This is a genomic window from Pararcticibacter amylolyticus (assembly GCF_003130405.1).
Lineage (GTDB): Bacteria > Bacteroidota > Bacteroidia > Sphingobacteriales > Sphingobacteriaceae > Arcticibacter > Arcticibacter amylolyticus.
In genome coordinates, this window is record NZ_QEAS01000019.1 from 8,077 (window position 1) to 22,739 (window position 14,663).

Annotated in this window: 10 protein-coding genes; 6 read left to right on the forward strand and 4 right to left on the reverse strand. The window is 43.6% G+C overall.

All coding sequences use genetic code 11. The features are described 5' to 3' along the window. The first annotated feature begins 45 nt into the window (after nt 1-45). The 4 genes from crtD (at nt 46) to DDR33_RS19595 (ending at nt 6,638) form a co-directional block, all read left to right on the forward strand. Nucleotides 46-1,545: a 1-hydroxycarotenoid 3,4-desaturase CrtD gene (gene crtD, locus DDR33_RS19580; protein WP_109417500.1), complete on the forward strand. Its 1,500-nt coding sequence runs from the start codon at nt 46-48 to the stop codon at nt 1,543-1,545. Between the two features lie 87 nt (nt 1,546-1,632). Then, nucleotides 1,633-5,205, forward strand: a complete 3,573-nt coding sequence (gene dnaE, locus DDR33_RS19585; RefSeq protein ID WP_109417501.1) for a DNA polymerase III subunit alpha — start codon at nt 1,633-1,635, stop codon at nt 5,203-5,205. 100 nt (nt 5,206-5,305) lie between these two features. After that, complete coding sequence (gene trxA / locus DDR33_RS19590) at nt 5,306-5,626, forward strand: thioredoxin (RefSeq protein ID WP_109417502.1); 321 nt, start codon at nt 5,306-5,308, stop codon at nt 5,624-5,626. 79 nt (nt 5,627-5,705) lie between these two features. Continuing rightward, nucleotides 5,706-6,638, forward strand: a complete 933-nt coding sequence (locus tag DDR33_RS19595; RefSeq protein ID WP_109417503.1) for a DUF58 domain-containing protein — start codon at nt 5,706-5,708, stop codon at nt 6,636-6,638. Here the strand turns inward: DDR33_RS19595 and DDR33_RS19600 are convergent. Continuing rightward, complete coding sequence (locus tag DDR33_RS19600) at nt 6,609-7,955, reverse strand: sensor histidine kinase (RefSeq protein ID WP_109417504.1); 1,347 nt, start codon at nt 7,953-7,955, stop codon at nt 6,609-6,611. The two genes, DDR33_RS19595 and DDR33_RS19600, sit on opposite strands and share 30 nt — an antisense overlap. Nucleotides 7,956-7,957: 2 nt before the next feature. Next, entirely contained in the window at nt 7,958-8,635 is a 678-nt protein-coding gene (locus tag DDR33_RS19605) for a response regulator transcription factor (RefSeq protein ID WP_109417505.1), read from the reverse strand. Nucleotides 8,636-8,830: 195 nt separating this feature from the next. On the opposite strand from DDR33_RS19605, the gene DDR33_RS19610 reads away from it, so the two are divergent. Beyond that, nucleotides 8,831-10,303 carry a glycoside hydrolase family 130 protein gene (locus DDR33_RS19610; RefSeq protein WP_109417506.1) on the forward strand — a complete coding sequence of 491 codons (1,473 nt, stop codon included), beginning with the start codon at nt 8,831-8,833 and terminating at the stop codon, nt 10,301-10,303. Nucleotides 10,304-10,327: 24 nt separating this feature from the next. Here DDR33_RS19610 and DDR33_RS19615 read toward each other — a convergent pair whose 3' ends face one another. Together DDR33_RS19615 and DDR33_RS19620 are read right to left on the reverse strand one after the other, a co-directional pair. After that, a complete protein-coding gene (locus DDR33_RS19615; protein WP_109417507.1) occupies nt 10,328-11,341 on the reverse strand; it encodes a glycosyltransferase family 4 protein in 1,014 nt (337 codons plus the stop codon). Between the two features lie 77 nt (nt 11,342-11,418). Further along, on the reverse strand, nt 11,419-13,710 hold the full coding sequence (locus DDR33_RS19620; protein ID WP_109417508.1) for a glycosyltransferase family 4 protein: 2,292 nt from the start codon (nt 13,708-13,710) through the stop codon (nt 11,419-11,421). A gap of 165 nt (nt 13,711-13,875) precedes the next feature. Here DDR33_RS19620 and DDR33_RS19625 point away from each other — a divergent pair, with 165 nt between their 5' ends. Then, a complete protein-coding gene (locus DDR33_RS19625; RefSeq protein WP_109417509.1) occupies nt 13,876-14,406 on the forward strand; it encodes a cupin domain-containing protein in 531 nt (176 codons plus the stop codon). The last annotated feature ends 257 nt before the right edge of the window (nt 14,407-14,663 follow it).

Below are 14,663 nucleotides of genomic sequence, written 5' to 3' on the forward strand. Positions count from 1 at the left end.
TGGGGGTGAGGGTTTTGGTTGTAAGGGGAGACAATAGCTTTTATTATGTCCGGAAAACGGGATCCTGGTGAAAATACGGGCCGGAAGGCTGTTGTGGCCGGAGCTGGCATCGGGGGAATTGCTGCTGCTATCCGTTTGGCGGTGAAGGGTTATGAGGTCGAAGTCTTTGAAGTGAACTCATATCCCGGAGGGAAGCTGTCTGAATTTTATACAGACGGATTCCGTTTTGATGCCGGGCCAAGTTTGTTTACCATGCCTCACCTTGTTGATGAACTGTTTTTACTTGCAGGAAAAAATCCCTCTGATTACTTCAGTTATTCGAAGCTGGATGTTGTCTGCCGTTATTTTTATGAAGATCGGACCCGTTTAGTTGCCTGGGCAGATCCGGAAAAATTTGCAAAGGAAATAGCTGAGAAGACAACAGATTCTGCTGAGAATGTTATCCGGTTCATGAAGAAAAGCAGCGAGATCTATTCGATCACGCATCATGTGTTTTTAGAGAGGTCTCTTCATAAGTTTAGTACCTATTTCAGGGCGGCGACTTTAAGTTCTTTGCTGAAGTTTTCGAAGATAGATCCGTTCAGAACGATGAATGCCGCTGTGGAAAGCTATTTCAGCGATTCAAGGACAATCCGCTTTTTCGACAGGTATGCTACATACAACGGTTCTGATCCTTATCGCGCTCCGGCAACGCTCAATGTTATCCCGCATCTTGAACAGCATTATGGTGCCTGGTTTCCTGACGGCGGGATGTATAGTATCACAGATTCACTGGTAAGACTGGCGAAAGATATAGGTGTCCGGTTTCATTTTAATACGCCGGTGGAGGAAATTGTGGTGAAGGACAAATATGTAAAAGGAGTACGGATAAAAGGCGAGGTGCTGGAGGCTTCTGTAGTAGTGTCAAATGCTGATGTATGGTATGTGTATAATAAGCTTCTGAAAGGTGAGAAGGCGCCTCAAAGAGTGCTGGAGCAGGAAAGAAGCAGCTCTGCACTGATATTTTATTGGGGAATAAAACGGCGTTTTGAAGAGCTGGATCTCCATAATATTTTTTTCAGTGAAGATTACCGGGAGGAATTCAACTGTATCTGGCAAAAAAATAGGATATATAGGGATCCTACTGTATATGTTAACATAAGTTCGAAGTGCCGTGCTGCCGATGCTCCTGAGGGGTGCGAGAACTGGTTTGTGATGATCAATGTGCCCTCTGATAAGGGGCAGGACTGGGATGGACTGATAGCAGGGGCCAGGGAAAATATACTCGCTAAGCTGAGCCGGAACCTGGGGGCGGATATTGCTTCTCTTATATGTACTGAAAGCATCCTGGACCCCAGGAGCATCGAATCGAAGACATTTTCATATCAGGGATCTTTATATGGAAGCAGTTCAAATAACCGGTTCTCTGCCTTTTTTCGTCATCCTAACTTCAGCAACCGGATCAGGGGGCTTTATTTTACAGGGGGAAGTGTGCATCCCGGAGGAGGTATTCCACTGGCCTTATTATCTGCAAAGATCGTTGCTGAAAACATCACGGACATTTAGCATCTGAAAGAGGTCAAGATTTCAACAGTACTGGATCATTGGCTTATTTTTTAATAACTTCGTGCTTGTCATTCAGAAAGATAAGCGATGCCGGAATTTTCTCATTTACACGTACATACACAGTTTTCATTGCTCGACGGAGCTGCTGATATTTCCAAATTATACAAGAAAGCGGCGGCAGATGGGATGAAGGCCCTTGCGATTACCGATCACGGTAATATGTTTGGGGTGTTCAAGTTTGTTGCGGAGGCAGGAAAACATAACGTGAAGCCCATTGTGGGCTGCGAATTTTATGTGGTTGAGGACAGGCATAAAAAGCAATTCACCAAAGAGAACAGGGATGTAAGGTATCACCAGCTATTTCTTGCGAAGAATCCGACTGGCTATAAGAATCTCGTAAAGTTATGTTCCATGGGATATATGGAGGGACTTTACAGCAAGTGGCCGCGTATCGACAAGGAACTGATTCTTAAACATCATGAAGGCCTGATCGCTACCAGCTGCTGTATTGGTGCGTCCGTACCGCAGGCGATCCTGAAGAAAGGTGAAGAAGAAGCTGAAAAGGAACTGAAATGGTGGCTGGACTTGTTCGGAGAAGATTACTATATCGAGCTGCAGCGCCACAATATACCCGATCAGCTTATTATTAATGAGACCCTGCTTAAATTTGCTAAAAAGCATAATGTGAAGGTGATCTGTTCCAATGATTCACATTATGTGGATCAGCAGGACGCCAATGCGCACGATATTTTGTTGTGCGTAAATACGGGAGATATGCAAAGTACGCCTATCGCAACGGATGAAGAGGGCGGAAAGGGATACCGGTTTGGTTTTCCCAACGACCAGTTCTACTTTAAGACGCAGGCTGAAATGGCGCAGTTATTTCATGATGTGCCGGAGTCTCTTGACAATACCAACGAAATTGTAGATAAAGTTGAGCATCTGAAGCTGAAGCGGGATATTATGCTGCCGAATTTCCCGATTCCCAATGAATTTAAAATTCATGCTGATGATACGCTGAATCAGTGGGAGTACCTTCGGCATCTTACCATGACGGGTGCGAGAAAGCGCTACGAGGAGATCACTCCGGATATCCAGGAGCGAATAGACTTTGAGTTGAATACGATCAAGATCATGGGGTTTGCGGGTTACTTCCTGATCGTATCCGACTTCATTAAGGCCGGGCGTGATCTTGGTGTTTTCATAGGCCCGGGGCGTGGTTCGGCAGCGGGTTCTGCTGTGGCATATTGTATTGAGATCACAAATATTGACCCTGTTAAGTATAATCTGCTGTTTGAGCGTTTCCTTAACCCCGACCGTAAGTCAATGCCCGATATTGATACGGACTTCGATGATGAAGGAAGGCAAAAGGTGATTGATTATGTGGTAGATAAATATGGCAAGAACCAGGTCGCCCAGATCGTTACTTATGGTTCCATGGCGGCCCGGACCAGTATACAGGATGTTGCGCGGGTGCTTGACGTGCCGCTGCCGGAGGTGAGCGCCCTTAAAAAGCTTGTGCCCGATACATTGGGCATCACTCTCAAGGATGCCTTTAACCAGGTGGAGGAGCTCAAGGACATTCTGAAAGGGGATGACATCAAGGCAAAAGTGCTTAAAGAGGCAGAGAAGCTGGAGGGATCGATCAGAAATACGGGGGTTCACGCCGCGGGTCTTATCATTGCGCCCGAGGATCTTACTAATATTATCCCGGTAGCTACCGCAAAAGACTCTGATCTGCTGGTTACGCAGTTTGACGGGAGGGTGATCGAGGACGCAGGGGTAATCAAGATGGACTTCCTTGGTCTGAAGACCCTTACGATCATAAAAGATGCTTTAAGGCTGATCAAGCAAAATCACGGGATCGAAATATCGATTGACGATATCTCCCTTACCGATGAACATACATTTGAGCTTTATCAGAGAGGGGATACCAATGGTACATTCCAGTTTGAAAGTGATGGGATGCAGATGTATCTCCGGGAGCTTAAGCCGGACAAGTTTGAAGACCTCATTGCGATGAACGCTCTTTACCGGCCGGGCCCGATAGAATATATTCCTAATTTCATCGCCCGTAAGCATGGCAGGGAAACCGTAGCATATGATCTTTCGGATATGGAAGAGTATCTTTCTGATACCTACGGAATTACTGTGTACCAGGAGCAGGTGATGCTTCTTTCCCAGAAACTTGCGAATTTTACCAAGGGGGATGCCGACGTACTCCGTAAGGCGATGGGGAAAAAGGACAGGAAGACCCTGGACAAGCTGAAACCTCAGTTTATAGAGAATGCCAAGCAGAAAGGACACGATGAAAAGACCCTGGAAAAGATCTGGACAGACTGGGAAGCTTTTGCATCTTATGCATTCAACAAATCGCATTCTACCTGCTACGCCTTTGTGGCTTATCAGACCGCCTATCTGAAGGCCCACTACCCGGCTGAATACATGGCGGCGGTGCTTAACAACCAGAATAACATCGAGAAGATCTCTTTCTTTATGGAGGAAAGCCGTAAGATGGGCATCCCGGTACTTGGCCCCGATATTAATGAATCCGGGCTCAGCTTCGGAGTGAATAAAAAGGGGGAAGTCAGATTCGGGATGTCGGGAGTTAAAGGTGTTGGGGAAAAGGCTGTGGAAAGTATCATCGAGGAGCGGCAGGCGAATGGGATATACGAGAGTATCAACGACTTCGCGAGAAGGGTAAATTCGAGGACGGTGAACAAGAAAGTGTATGAAAATCTGGTTTACAGCGGTGCTTTTGACTGCTTTGGGTTTAGCCGGGCACAGTTTTTCTTTAAACCTGAAAATAGCACTTATAATGGGATAGAGCGTCTCATAAAATATAATAACGACTATCATAACAGTCAGAACAGCTCGCAGGCTTCGCTTTTTGGAGGCACCTCAGACGAGGATATCCCGGAGCCGCAGATGCCAGAATGTCCTGAATGGGGATTGATAGAGCGGCTGAAGTATGAAAAGGATCTGATCGGGATTTATCTGACCGGCCATCCTCTTGATAATTATAAGTTTGAACTGGATAACTTTTGTTCGCACCAGGTAAAACATTTGTCGCTCATCAACAAAGCGAAGGGTGGGGAAATGAACGAGTCTGATGCCGAGGAGTTCGGCAAGATCAGGAACCGGGAGATTGTAATAGGAGGACTAGTGGCAAATGCACAGCACCGGACAACGAAAACGGGCAAGCCTTTTGGCTCCATGGTGATAGAAGATTATTCGGACTCTTATGAAATTGTTATGTTTGGAGAGGATTACGTCAAGCAAAAGTTGTTCTTTACCGATGGGTATTTCCTGCAAATAAGGGGACAGATCACGGAACGGTTCAGACAAAAGGATAACTGGGAGTTTAAGGTCACCCAGATCACATTGTTATCGGAACTGAGAGACAAGATGGCCAGATGTCTCACCATCCAGTTGCCTCTTCATGAGCTATCTGATACGTTTATTTCTGAGATGGATACGATTGTTAAGGCGAATGAAGAGCAGAATCCCAACAGGAACTGTCTGCTTAAATTTGCTGTTTATGATATGGAAGAAACTATTTCTGTAGAAATGCCCTCGAAGAATCTTCGGATTTTCCCGAGTAATGAGTTTCTGGAGAAGTTACATCAGCTGCATCATGTTACTTATAAGCTGAACTGAGAACTGGTCAGCATCATTTGGCTGTCAGATTGTCTGTCAATATTTGTGGTAAGATAATTGTATATTTAAATTTGATATTTAACTTGTAAATAATTTAAACATGGCTATAGAAATAACAGATGCAAACTTTGAAGAAGTTGTGCTGAAATCAGACAAACCTGTGTTGGTTGACTTTTGGGCTGAATGGTGCGGACCTTGCCGGATGGTAGGCCCGGTTGTTGAAGAATTATCAAAAGATTATGAAGGACAAGCGGTGGTAGGAAAGGTGAACGTGGATCACAATCCCGGAATTTCAATGAAGTTTGGAATCAGGAATATCCCTGCATTGTTGTTCTTTAAGAACGGAGAGATTGTAGACAAGCAGATTGGTGCTGTTCCGAAGTCTGTTTTGAACGATAAGCTTGCCAAGCAAATTGCATAGTAAGATTTGAATAAGGAATACAAAAAAGACTGGCTTATGCCGGTCTTTTTTGTATATTGAATTTGAAGCGAACGCCTGAATGAAAAATGATCTGCTTAACGGGCAATTTGACCTTAGTGGTGAAGAGATAAATCTTGAACTGCTTGCACGCCAGGTTGTGGAGGGGTTTATTACGGGACTTCATAAGAGTCCTTTTCATGGGTTCTCTGTAGAGTTTGCCGAGCACAGACTTTATAATAGCGGAGAATCGGTGAAAAACATTGACTGGAAGCTTTATGGACGGTCTGATAAGTTGTTTGTAAAGCGTTTTGAGGAAGAAACCAATCTTCGCTGTCAGTTGGTACTGGATGTGTCGTCGTCGATGTACTATCCCGATAAGCCATTTAATAAGCTTGTTTTTTCCGTTTGTTCTATTGCGTCGTTAATGTATCTTTTTAAAAGACAAAGGGATGCTTTCGGATTGAGCTTTTTCTCGGACCGGCTTGAATTTTCCTCGGCGGCTAAATCTACCGGCGTACATCAGAAATACCTGTTTGCAGAACTTGGAAAGATCTTGAACAGGGAAGCAAGAGGGGTCAGAACGTCGCTTCCTGCTGCACTACACGAGATCGCTGAGCTCCTTCATAAGCGGTCTATGGTGATCATTTTCACCGATATGTTTGAATCTGTTATTTCAGAAGAGGCTAAGTCGGCTTTTTTTGCGGCTTTACAGCATCTGAAGCACAACAAGCATGAAGTGATCGTTTTTAATGTTCTTGACCATGAAAGCGAGATCAGGTTTGAATTCGGGAATCAACCCTATCATTTTGTGGATATTGAGACGGGACAGCAGATAAAACTGAATCCTTCGCAGGCAAGAGAGGAATATATATCTTCCGTTGATGAATTCCGGAAAGAATTAACTCTCAGGTGCGCTCAGTACCACATCGATCTTATTGACGCGGATATCTCTGCTGGTTTTCTCCAGGTGCTTCAGGCTTATTTAATTAAAAGGAGCCGGATGAACAGCTGATTGAGGAAATGAGATGATCACCGTCGTCCCTGAGCCTGGTTCAGATTCAATAACAATATCAAGACCATGAAAGACTGCGATGCTTTTTACTATCGCGAGTCCTAGTCCGTTGCTGTCATTATCTGAGGAGTTTAGTTTTTCGAACCGGTTAAACGCTTTTTCGACGAGGTCTTGACTCATACCTTTTCCCTGATCGCTTATATAAATGTTATAGCAGTCTTTTTCTAACTTGTCTTCCAGTCTGATCTCTCCTCCGGGGCGGTTGTACTTGGTGGCGTTGTTTATGATATTTGTAAAGAGTATGTGGATAAGCGCTTTATTACCGTAGATGGAAGAGTTATGTTTCAGACTATTTGTAAGGCAGATCCCTTTTAGCTCCATCCTGTCTTCGAGGTCTTCAATTACTTCAGACAAGGTACTCCTGATGCTGATAAGGTCTTTTTTTTCGTATTGATCATTCTCTATTTTGGATATCAGCAAGAGGCTGTTCACAATAGATTTTAAACGGTCGAGGGATCTGAGCGAAGCCATAATTTTTGCTTCCGAAGTTTCGGAGATCTTCTCATCCGCCAGCAGGTTTTCCAGTCGTGTTTTGATGACAGATACCGGGGTGAGAAGTTCATGCGATACGTTTGATGTGAACTGCTTCTGGGTGAGGAATTGCTGGGTGATCTTATGCATCAGGGCGTTAATGCTGTCATCCAGTTGCCTGAAATCACTCGTTGTTGTTTTTATTGGATTGTAATCGTACTCGAACGGCTCGTTTGTTTTGTTTAGTTTCTGATCTATTATATTATAAAATGGTGCTAAAACCATGCTTGTAAAGGCATAGTCAGTAATTAAGGTGATGACTGCTGAAATGACCAGGGCGAGCAAAGTCAGGTAAAGAATTGTTTTTTTCAATTGCCTGACAGCCGACACCGTTTCGCCAATTTCAAGCCGGTAGTTGTTCTGCCCGAAACGAAGGTAGCTGGTGAGGATGAGATATTCTCCCTGGTGCCCTTCAATTTCGCGGTTACTGATATTAAATTTTTCAGGATGGGTCTTATGGGTAACGGCAGGGTTGGCCCTGGTGAGGATAATGTACTCTTCTTTCAGGATATTATAATCAGTAAAGGTCTTTTCAGCTTCCAGGAGATCAGCAATTTCATCTTCTGAAAGGTTTTTAATAAGCTTTTCCTTTTTGTCTGCTATCCGTTGTTTCAGATGGTTCAGCGAGATTTTGTCGAGAAAGATCAGGATCACTGATACCAGGAAAATGATTATGGAAATTTTGATGATCAGATTATACAGGATGAGTTTGAGCTGAAGTTTCATATTCAGAGATTGATCCGGAACCCGATACTTCTGACCGTTTCAAGCCAGTCAGCATTGCTGTACACGGAGAGCTTTTTCCTCAGGTTTTTCAGGTGTACATTCAGGAAGTTGGAGTCTGAGTTAATTTCAAGAATGTCGCCCCAAACGTGTTCGGTAAGGCTGGTTCTTGGAATCACCCTGTTTTTATTCAGTGTGAGATAGTACAGGATCTCAAATTCTTTATTGGTGAGATTGAGCCTCTGGTTCTGAAAGGAGACCGTTCTGTTTTCGATATCGAGAATAAACCCGTGCAGGTCAATTTTATTGGTTTTTATATTGTGCTTTCTCCTTGTTATTGCATGCATTCGGGCTAGGAGTTCGGAGAGGGCAAATGGCTTGGGCAGATAGTCATCTGCGCCATTTTCCAATCCTTTGACGCGGTCTTCAACGGCATCCCTGGCAGTCAGGATAATGACGGCGTCTTCGCGTCCGGGGATATCTTTTAAAGATTTCAGAATGTCGATGCCGTCTCCGTCGGGAAGTCCGAGGTCGAGGAGTATAAAGTCGTAGCTGTTAACGAATATTTTTTCTTCGGCAGAGGCTTTGCGGCGGGCATGTTCCGTCAGAAAGCCTTCTTTGGTGAGAAATTCATCGATTTCCAGGGCGAGGTCTTTTTGATCTTCAACAATCAGTACGTTCATGGAGCTTTATATACTTTTACAAACCTACGGATTTGAAACGACTGGATGTATTTTAATTGTCAATCCTTGAGTTGGTTATCAAATGATTGAGATAAAACGTGATACCAGGTTCAAACGATATTTTAAATTCGTTGTTTTCAAATGTTGTTATGCCGTGATAGGTATTAAATTAGCATTTTAAAAATAAACTGGCATATGAGGATTCCTATTGAACGATTACCTGTTAAAGTTTACCCGGATTCTAAACGTGTGATTGCACGTTTTTTCTTCAATGGAGAGGAAAGAGCTAAGGATGTAATACAGCGGGTTATGGCTATTAATGAAGAGGATGTTTTTGGATTAATTTCACCGATTCTCCAGGAATATTCTAAGCGGCACAGAAACATAACACGCGTTCTTCATAAACATTGCAGTAAGCTGAAATACTTGTTTGACGACCTGGGGATAGATTTTGATGAGGTGAAGCCTTACAGAAGGCTTCTGCTTGGTTCGTATTTTACCCATGAATATTCAATAGAATCTGCTGCCTTCTTTAATCCTTCAATTGTTGAAGATCCTGACCAGACTGACCTGGAGGAGGGCGAAAAAAGATTGATCATGAGTTTCAGAGCGGTTGGTGAAGGTCATATTTCATCGATCGTTTTCAGGAAGGCTTTGATCGATAAGCATAATAATATACGTGTGATCCCGGTGGGGAATTATATTGATGAGGCGGAGGTGATCAGAAACGCCCGGTATAACAAGAAGCTGTTTTTTGAAAAGGCAGCCGCTTCCCTGATAGATGTGGATGTGCTTTCGGATATGGAAGGACGGCTTGACGAGCATTTCGAATACGGCACTTTGAGGAAGCTGGTATTGGAATCTCAGCAGGTTGAAGATGATGATTATAAGAAACTTCATTATGAAAAACTTCTCTGGCTTTCTGATTCCTATTATGAGATGGTGTTTTCACTGGATACAGATATTACGGACCGTGTGATATTCCCGTTCTCAGAGTTCGAGAGAAAGGGGATAGAGGATGCACGGTTTGTTAAGTTTACAGGGGATGACGGCAAAATAATGTATTATGCTACATATACTGCTTTTGATGGATCGCTGATAATGCCGAAGCTCCTGGAGACGAGTGATTTTTATGATTTTAAGATTCGTCCGTTGTTTGGCAATGGCGCGCAGAACAAGAACCTGGCATTATTTCCGAGAAAGGTGAATGGTAACTATGTTATGATGTCGCGCATTGACGGGCATAATAACTACATTATGAATTCTAAAAATATCACCGTGTGGGAGAACCCGATCCTGCTGCAATCACCTAAGTATAGCTGGGAGTTCACTCAAATTGGTAACTGCGGATCTCCGATCGAAACAGAAGAGGGATGGATTGTGATCGGCCATGGAGTAGGCCCGATGCGCCGGTATTGCCTGGGGGCAAGTTTGCTTAAGCTGGACGATCCCAGTGTTGAGATTGGGAGGTTGAGAGAGCCGCTGCTGGTTCCAAATCCTGACGAGAGGGAAGGATATGTGCCTAACGTAGTATACTCTTGTGGTTCGATCATCAATAATGGTAAACTGATCATTCCATACGGACTTTCTGACTACTCGTCTTCCTTTGCCATGGTTGATGTGAATGCTTTAATTGATAAGCTTAAAAGTGACGGTACGGGTAATTAGAATTAACTAATTACTCTCTGAATATTAATGCTGCAGGTTTAAAATCTTTTTGTAAACTTCGATGTAATCTTTCACCATTTTTTCTTTGGAGAAATTTGTTGCAGCCCACTGCCGGCATTCGGCTCTCACAATCGTATTTAGATCACCGATTGCGGCTATTGCATCATCTATTGAATTTACGAGGAATCCTGTTTCTCCGTGCCTGATCAATTCGGGCATGGAGCCTTTTTTAAAGGCGATTACAGGGGTTCCGCAGAGAAGAGCTTCGGCGACACTCATTCCGAAAGGTTCTTCAAAGTTTATAGGGTGGAGCAGTGCTTCGGCTTTTCCCATCAGAAGATTTCTTTTTTCAGGCCCTGCAGGCCCTATAAAGGAGATCTGATCGTTTAGCCTTGGTTTTATTTTGGTGTTAAAATAGTCCTGGTCCTGGATAATGCCTGCGATTATCAGCCGCTTGCCACTGCGAACTGCAATTTCGATAGCTTCTGCGGTTCCCTTATCATGATGTATTCTTCCGAAATACAGGAGGTAATTTTCATGCGTATCGCTAAAGTCAAAATCTTCTACATTAATTCCGTTATATACGGTAGCCAGATAATTGAGATCGGGACTCCTGTCGGAATTGCTGATTGATACATAATGACTGGTATCGTTATACTTTTTATAAACAGGGATGATCCTGGAAGAGGAAAACCCGTGGATGGTAGTGACTACAGGAGTTTTTATCAGTCTGGACCATGTAAGCGGAAGAAAATCAAAATGATTATGTATGATGTCAAAATCTTCTGCTTTTTCCATCAGGTTGCTGATGTGCAGGCACTCAAGGACCTTTGCGTCCTGTGATCTGTCTTCCTCATAACCGGTTCTGACAACTGCATCGAGTTTGGCCCTTGTTAAAGAGTCGGCTGTGGCAAACAGTGTAACGTCCAATCCTGCCGCGGCAAGCCCCTCTGTTAAACTAGAGGCAATTTGCTCCCAGGGGCCATAATGACGTGGCGGTGTTCTCCAGGCTACAGGTGATAGTACGGCTATTTTCATTCAAGTAATTTGTGTGTGGCATAGCAGAATTATTATTGTACCCTGCCCGGATTTGTGCCCGGGCAGGATACTTTGGTTTAATTTGCATGAACAACAGGTTTACTGCGGGTGGTTTCTTTATGAACAGCCGCAGCCTGACTTTCGTCAATTGCCTTTAGTATCGTAAGGTGGGAGATGAGGTAAGCCAGTGTGCTTTCGGCTCCCTGGTTCCTGTTGAGTTTGCCAGGCTGAAGCCCGTCACAGCATCCTTTTGTTTCGGGATCATAAATTGGCACCCTCAGGAGGTTGTTGCCATGAAACCACATAAAGGTTGCATTCATTTTGTGGAGCATATTGGGATTCTGAGTCAGGTGATACGCTTGATAATACATTAATACCATGGCCATGGTTTCTATGGCCTGCTGATCAAAATCCGGTTTTTCAGATCCTCTGTGTATCCATCCATCGTTGCCCACAGGACGAAAGCAGTTGTCGTTGAACGTGACACCTTCAAGAAATGAAATGGACTCGATCGCCATTTTCTTCGTGTTCTCGTCTCCTGTTATTTCCGCTGAATATAATAAAGCAAGCGGCAGGATAGCGTTGTCGTAGGTGAGTTCATCCTCGAACCAGCTCCAGTTATTTCTTTTGTTTTTTGTATACGCAGTTGTCAGATGGTTGGTTAATCTTAATAATTCGCTCATCACACGTTCATCAGAAGGGTGGGTTTTAAGATAGAGCGCCACGCCGATGAGGGTGTTGGCAATACCCCTGATGTAACGTAAATCGCGGAAATGCGGCATTGAGGATTCGAATAATTCCTGACCGAACTCGCGGTATGAATTGTTAGGAGCAGCATTTATCAGGTACCCGAGAGCCCAGATAGTCCTCCCGAACGAATCTTCGGAGCCTTTTTCATCCAGGTAGTTATGATTGAAACTAAGGAAATTGCGGAAATAGCCGTCCTCCTTCTGCATGTAATGTATATAGCTGAGATAGGTAGGGAACAGATCGAGCGCTTCATCACTCTTCAGCTGCTGCCAGGACATAAGCATTAAAATAAGTGCCCTTGCGTTATCGTCCAGGCAATATCCTTCGTGGAGATTAGGGATCCCGTATTTAGCATGCTGGATCAGGCCCGTCGAATTTGTCAGGCGACGGATATGACTGAGATCAAAGGGCGGAATAGCCGCTTTTGTTAAAGTCTTTAAGCTTGTCCATCCTTTGTCAGGGATGGGCTCATCGATTACCTGACTGAGGATATCAATATATTGTTTACCTATTCCTGTCCAGCGCAGTTTCAATCCGTAATCATAGGCATTGGCTTTTAATCTTGATAATTTAGTATTATCATCCAGCAGCTCTATGGTTATATCGGCAAGTGCATTAAAATCTTTAAAGTTGAACAGGCGGCCTCTATTATGATCTAAAAGCTCCTGGGCATGCCAGTAAGGGGTCGATATGACGGCTGCTCCTGCTCCGATAGCGTATGAAAGAGTTCCGCTGGTGATTTGGGCTTCATTCAGATAAGGCGTGACATAGATGTCGCATGCGGAGAGAAAATTAAATAGCTCCTTTTCTGTAACGAACTGGTTGATGAAATGTACATGTTTCTCTACGCCGAGTTCCGTTGCTAATTGTTTTAGTGAGTCGCGGTATTCCTCGCCATTGCTTTTTAATACTCCCGGGTGAGTATTGCCTAAAATGATGTAGTTAACATCCGGATGTTTTGCTGTGATCCTAGGAAGTGCTTTTATAACGGTTTCAAGTCCTTTGTTGCGGCTTATGAGTCCGAATGTAAACAGGGTTCTTTTATTGTGAAACAATGGATGTTCTTTTACCGGGTTGTTTTCGGAAGCATCTATATCCGGAACGCCGTGTTCGATAAGACGAATTTTTTCTTCCGGTATTTCATAGATATCGGAGAGAAATGAGACTGCCCGTTTGCTCATTACTACAATGGCAGACGAATGTTCTGCAATTTCGCGCGTTATGAGCTTCTGTACATAACTAGGCTCTTTTAATACGGTATGGAGTACTGTAAGAGCCGGAACCTTTAATTCGTGAAGGAGAGACAAGATGTATATGCCGCTTTCTCCGCCAAAAATGCCAAATTCGTGTTCAATAATACAGGCTTCTGCTCCGCTTTGATTGATGTAGTTGGCTGCCTCGAGATAGTCGTCCTGAAGGTTCTGCCGGATAATGAATTTAACTTCAGGAGGATAGGAGTATTGATCGAGGTCCTCGGATTCATTCAACGCAACAACAAATCTCTCATGATCTGAATTCTGTCCGCCGAAATTAGAGTTTATTGCGCAAATTAAGTTGTTATTGAATGTTGCAATTCCGCATTCTCTTGGGGGGTACGTTGAAATACACGCTATTCTCATCCTCTATACGTTTTTAATTAAAATCAATGAATGGGTTAATTACTCTCCGTTATCTAAACTGTTTCTTTTACAGATTTGTTTGCCGCTTGTATTGGCAGGAGTTTTAATAATTGAAATCTTAAAGCCGTTTTTGTTGTTACTAGTAGAGATTTGAAGATTTGAATTATGAATGATAAACAAGAAGTCATACACGGCCATGTAATAGCGGAGATACTTCCGGAGAGCGGGGAGTTCCCGAACAACCCAAATCTTCCGGTACTGGTTTATAAAGGATCTCTCTTTCTGCATCCCGAAGATGAGCCGGGAAAGATACTTGAGATATTTGACAGGAATGGATGGCGTAATGGGTGGGAAGGCGGAATTCAGGACGTTCATCATTATCACCGCAATACACATGAAGTGTTAGGTGTTTTCTGTGGAACTGTAGATTTGCAGCTTGGGGGGCCTGAAGGAATATGTGTGGAGCTCGGCCGGGGGGATGCGGTGGTGATTCCTGCAGGAGTGGCGCATAAAAACATCAATTCAAGTTCTGATTTCCTTTGCGCGGGAGCTTATCCTGACGGAAGGGATTACGATATGAATTATGGGAAAGAGGGTGACCAGGATACCATCGTGGCAGAAATAAGCGGTGTTCCCATTCCAGTAAATGATCCTCTTTTTGGAAATGCCGGTCCTTTACCGGAACACTGGAGATAAATACCCGGTTTCTATATCTTGCTGATAGTCAGTACGGAGATTTCTTTTTCGGAATTTCCGTACTAAGAGTGAAAAAAAGCGTTGCCCCTGGTTATCCGGAGAGGCCCTGTGGTCTCTTTGGCGGTAATTTTGTTTATTTATAGTAGAATGTAATTATGTAATCGAAAGTTAATTTATTTGTAGTGAAATAATTGTCTATTAGTTGCTTTTGTGGATTTTTAATTAGCGAAGTTTTCGACTTTTTCAGATATTTGGTC

Excerpts from the sequence above, each read along its gene's own strand:
- trxA (WP_109417502.1), top strand. The coding sequence starts at position 5,306 with ATGGCTATAGAAATAACAGATGCAAACTTTGAAGAAGTTGTGCTGAAA.
- crtD (WP_109417500.1), top strand. The coding sequence starts at position 46 with ATGTCCGGAAAACGGGATCCTGGTGAAAATACGGGCCGGAAGGCTGTT.
- DDR33_RS19600 (WP_109417504.1), bottom strand. The coding sequence starts at position 7,955 with ATGAAACTTCAGCTCAAACTCATCCTGTATAATCTGATCATCAAAATT.
- DDR33_RS19610 (WP_109417506.1), top strand. The coding sequence starts at position 8,831 with ATGAGGATTCCTATTGAACGATTACCTGTTAAAGTTTACCCGGATTCT.
- DDR33_RS19605 (WP_109417505.1), bottom strand. The coding sequence starts at position 8,635 with ATGAACGTACTGATTGTTGAAGATCAAAAAGACCTCGCCCTGGAAATC.
- DDR33_RS19615 (WP_109417507.1), bottom strand. The coding sequence starts at position 11,341 with ATGAAAATAGCCGTACTATCACCTGTAGCCTGGAGAACACCGCCACGT.
- DDR33_RS19625 (WP_109417509.1), top strand. The coding sequence starts at position 13,876 with ATGAATGATAAACAAGAAGTCATACACGGCCATGTAATAGCGGAGATA.
- DDR33_RS19595 (WP_109417503.1), top strand. The coding sequence starts at position 5,706 with ATGAAAAATGATCTGCTTAACGGGCAATTTGACCTTAGTGGTGAAGAG.
- dnaE (WP_109417501.1), top strand. The coding sequence starts at position 1,633 with ATGCCGGAATTTTCTCATTTACACGTACATACACAGTTTTCATTGCTC.
- DDR33_RS19620 (WP_109417508.1), bottom strand. The coding sequence starts at position 13,710 with ATGAGAATAGCGTGTATTTCAACGTACCCCCCAAGAGAATGCGGAATT.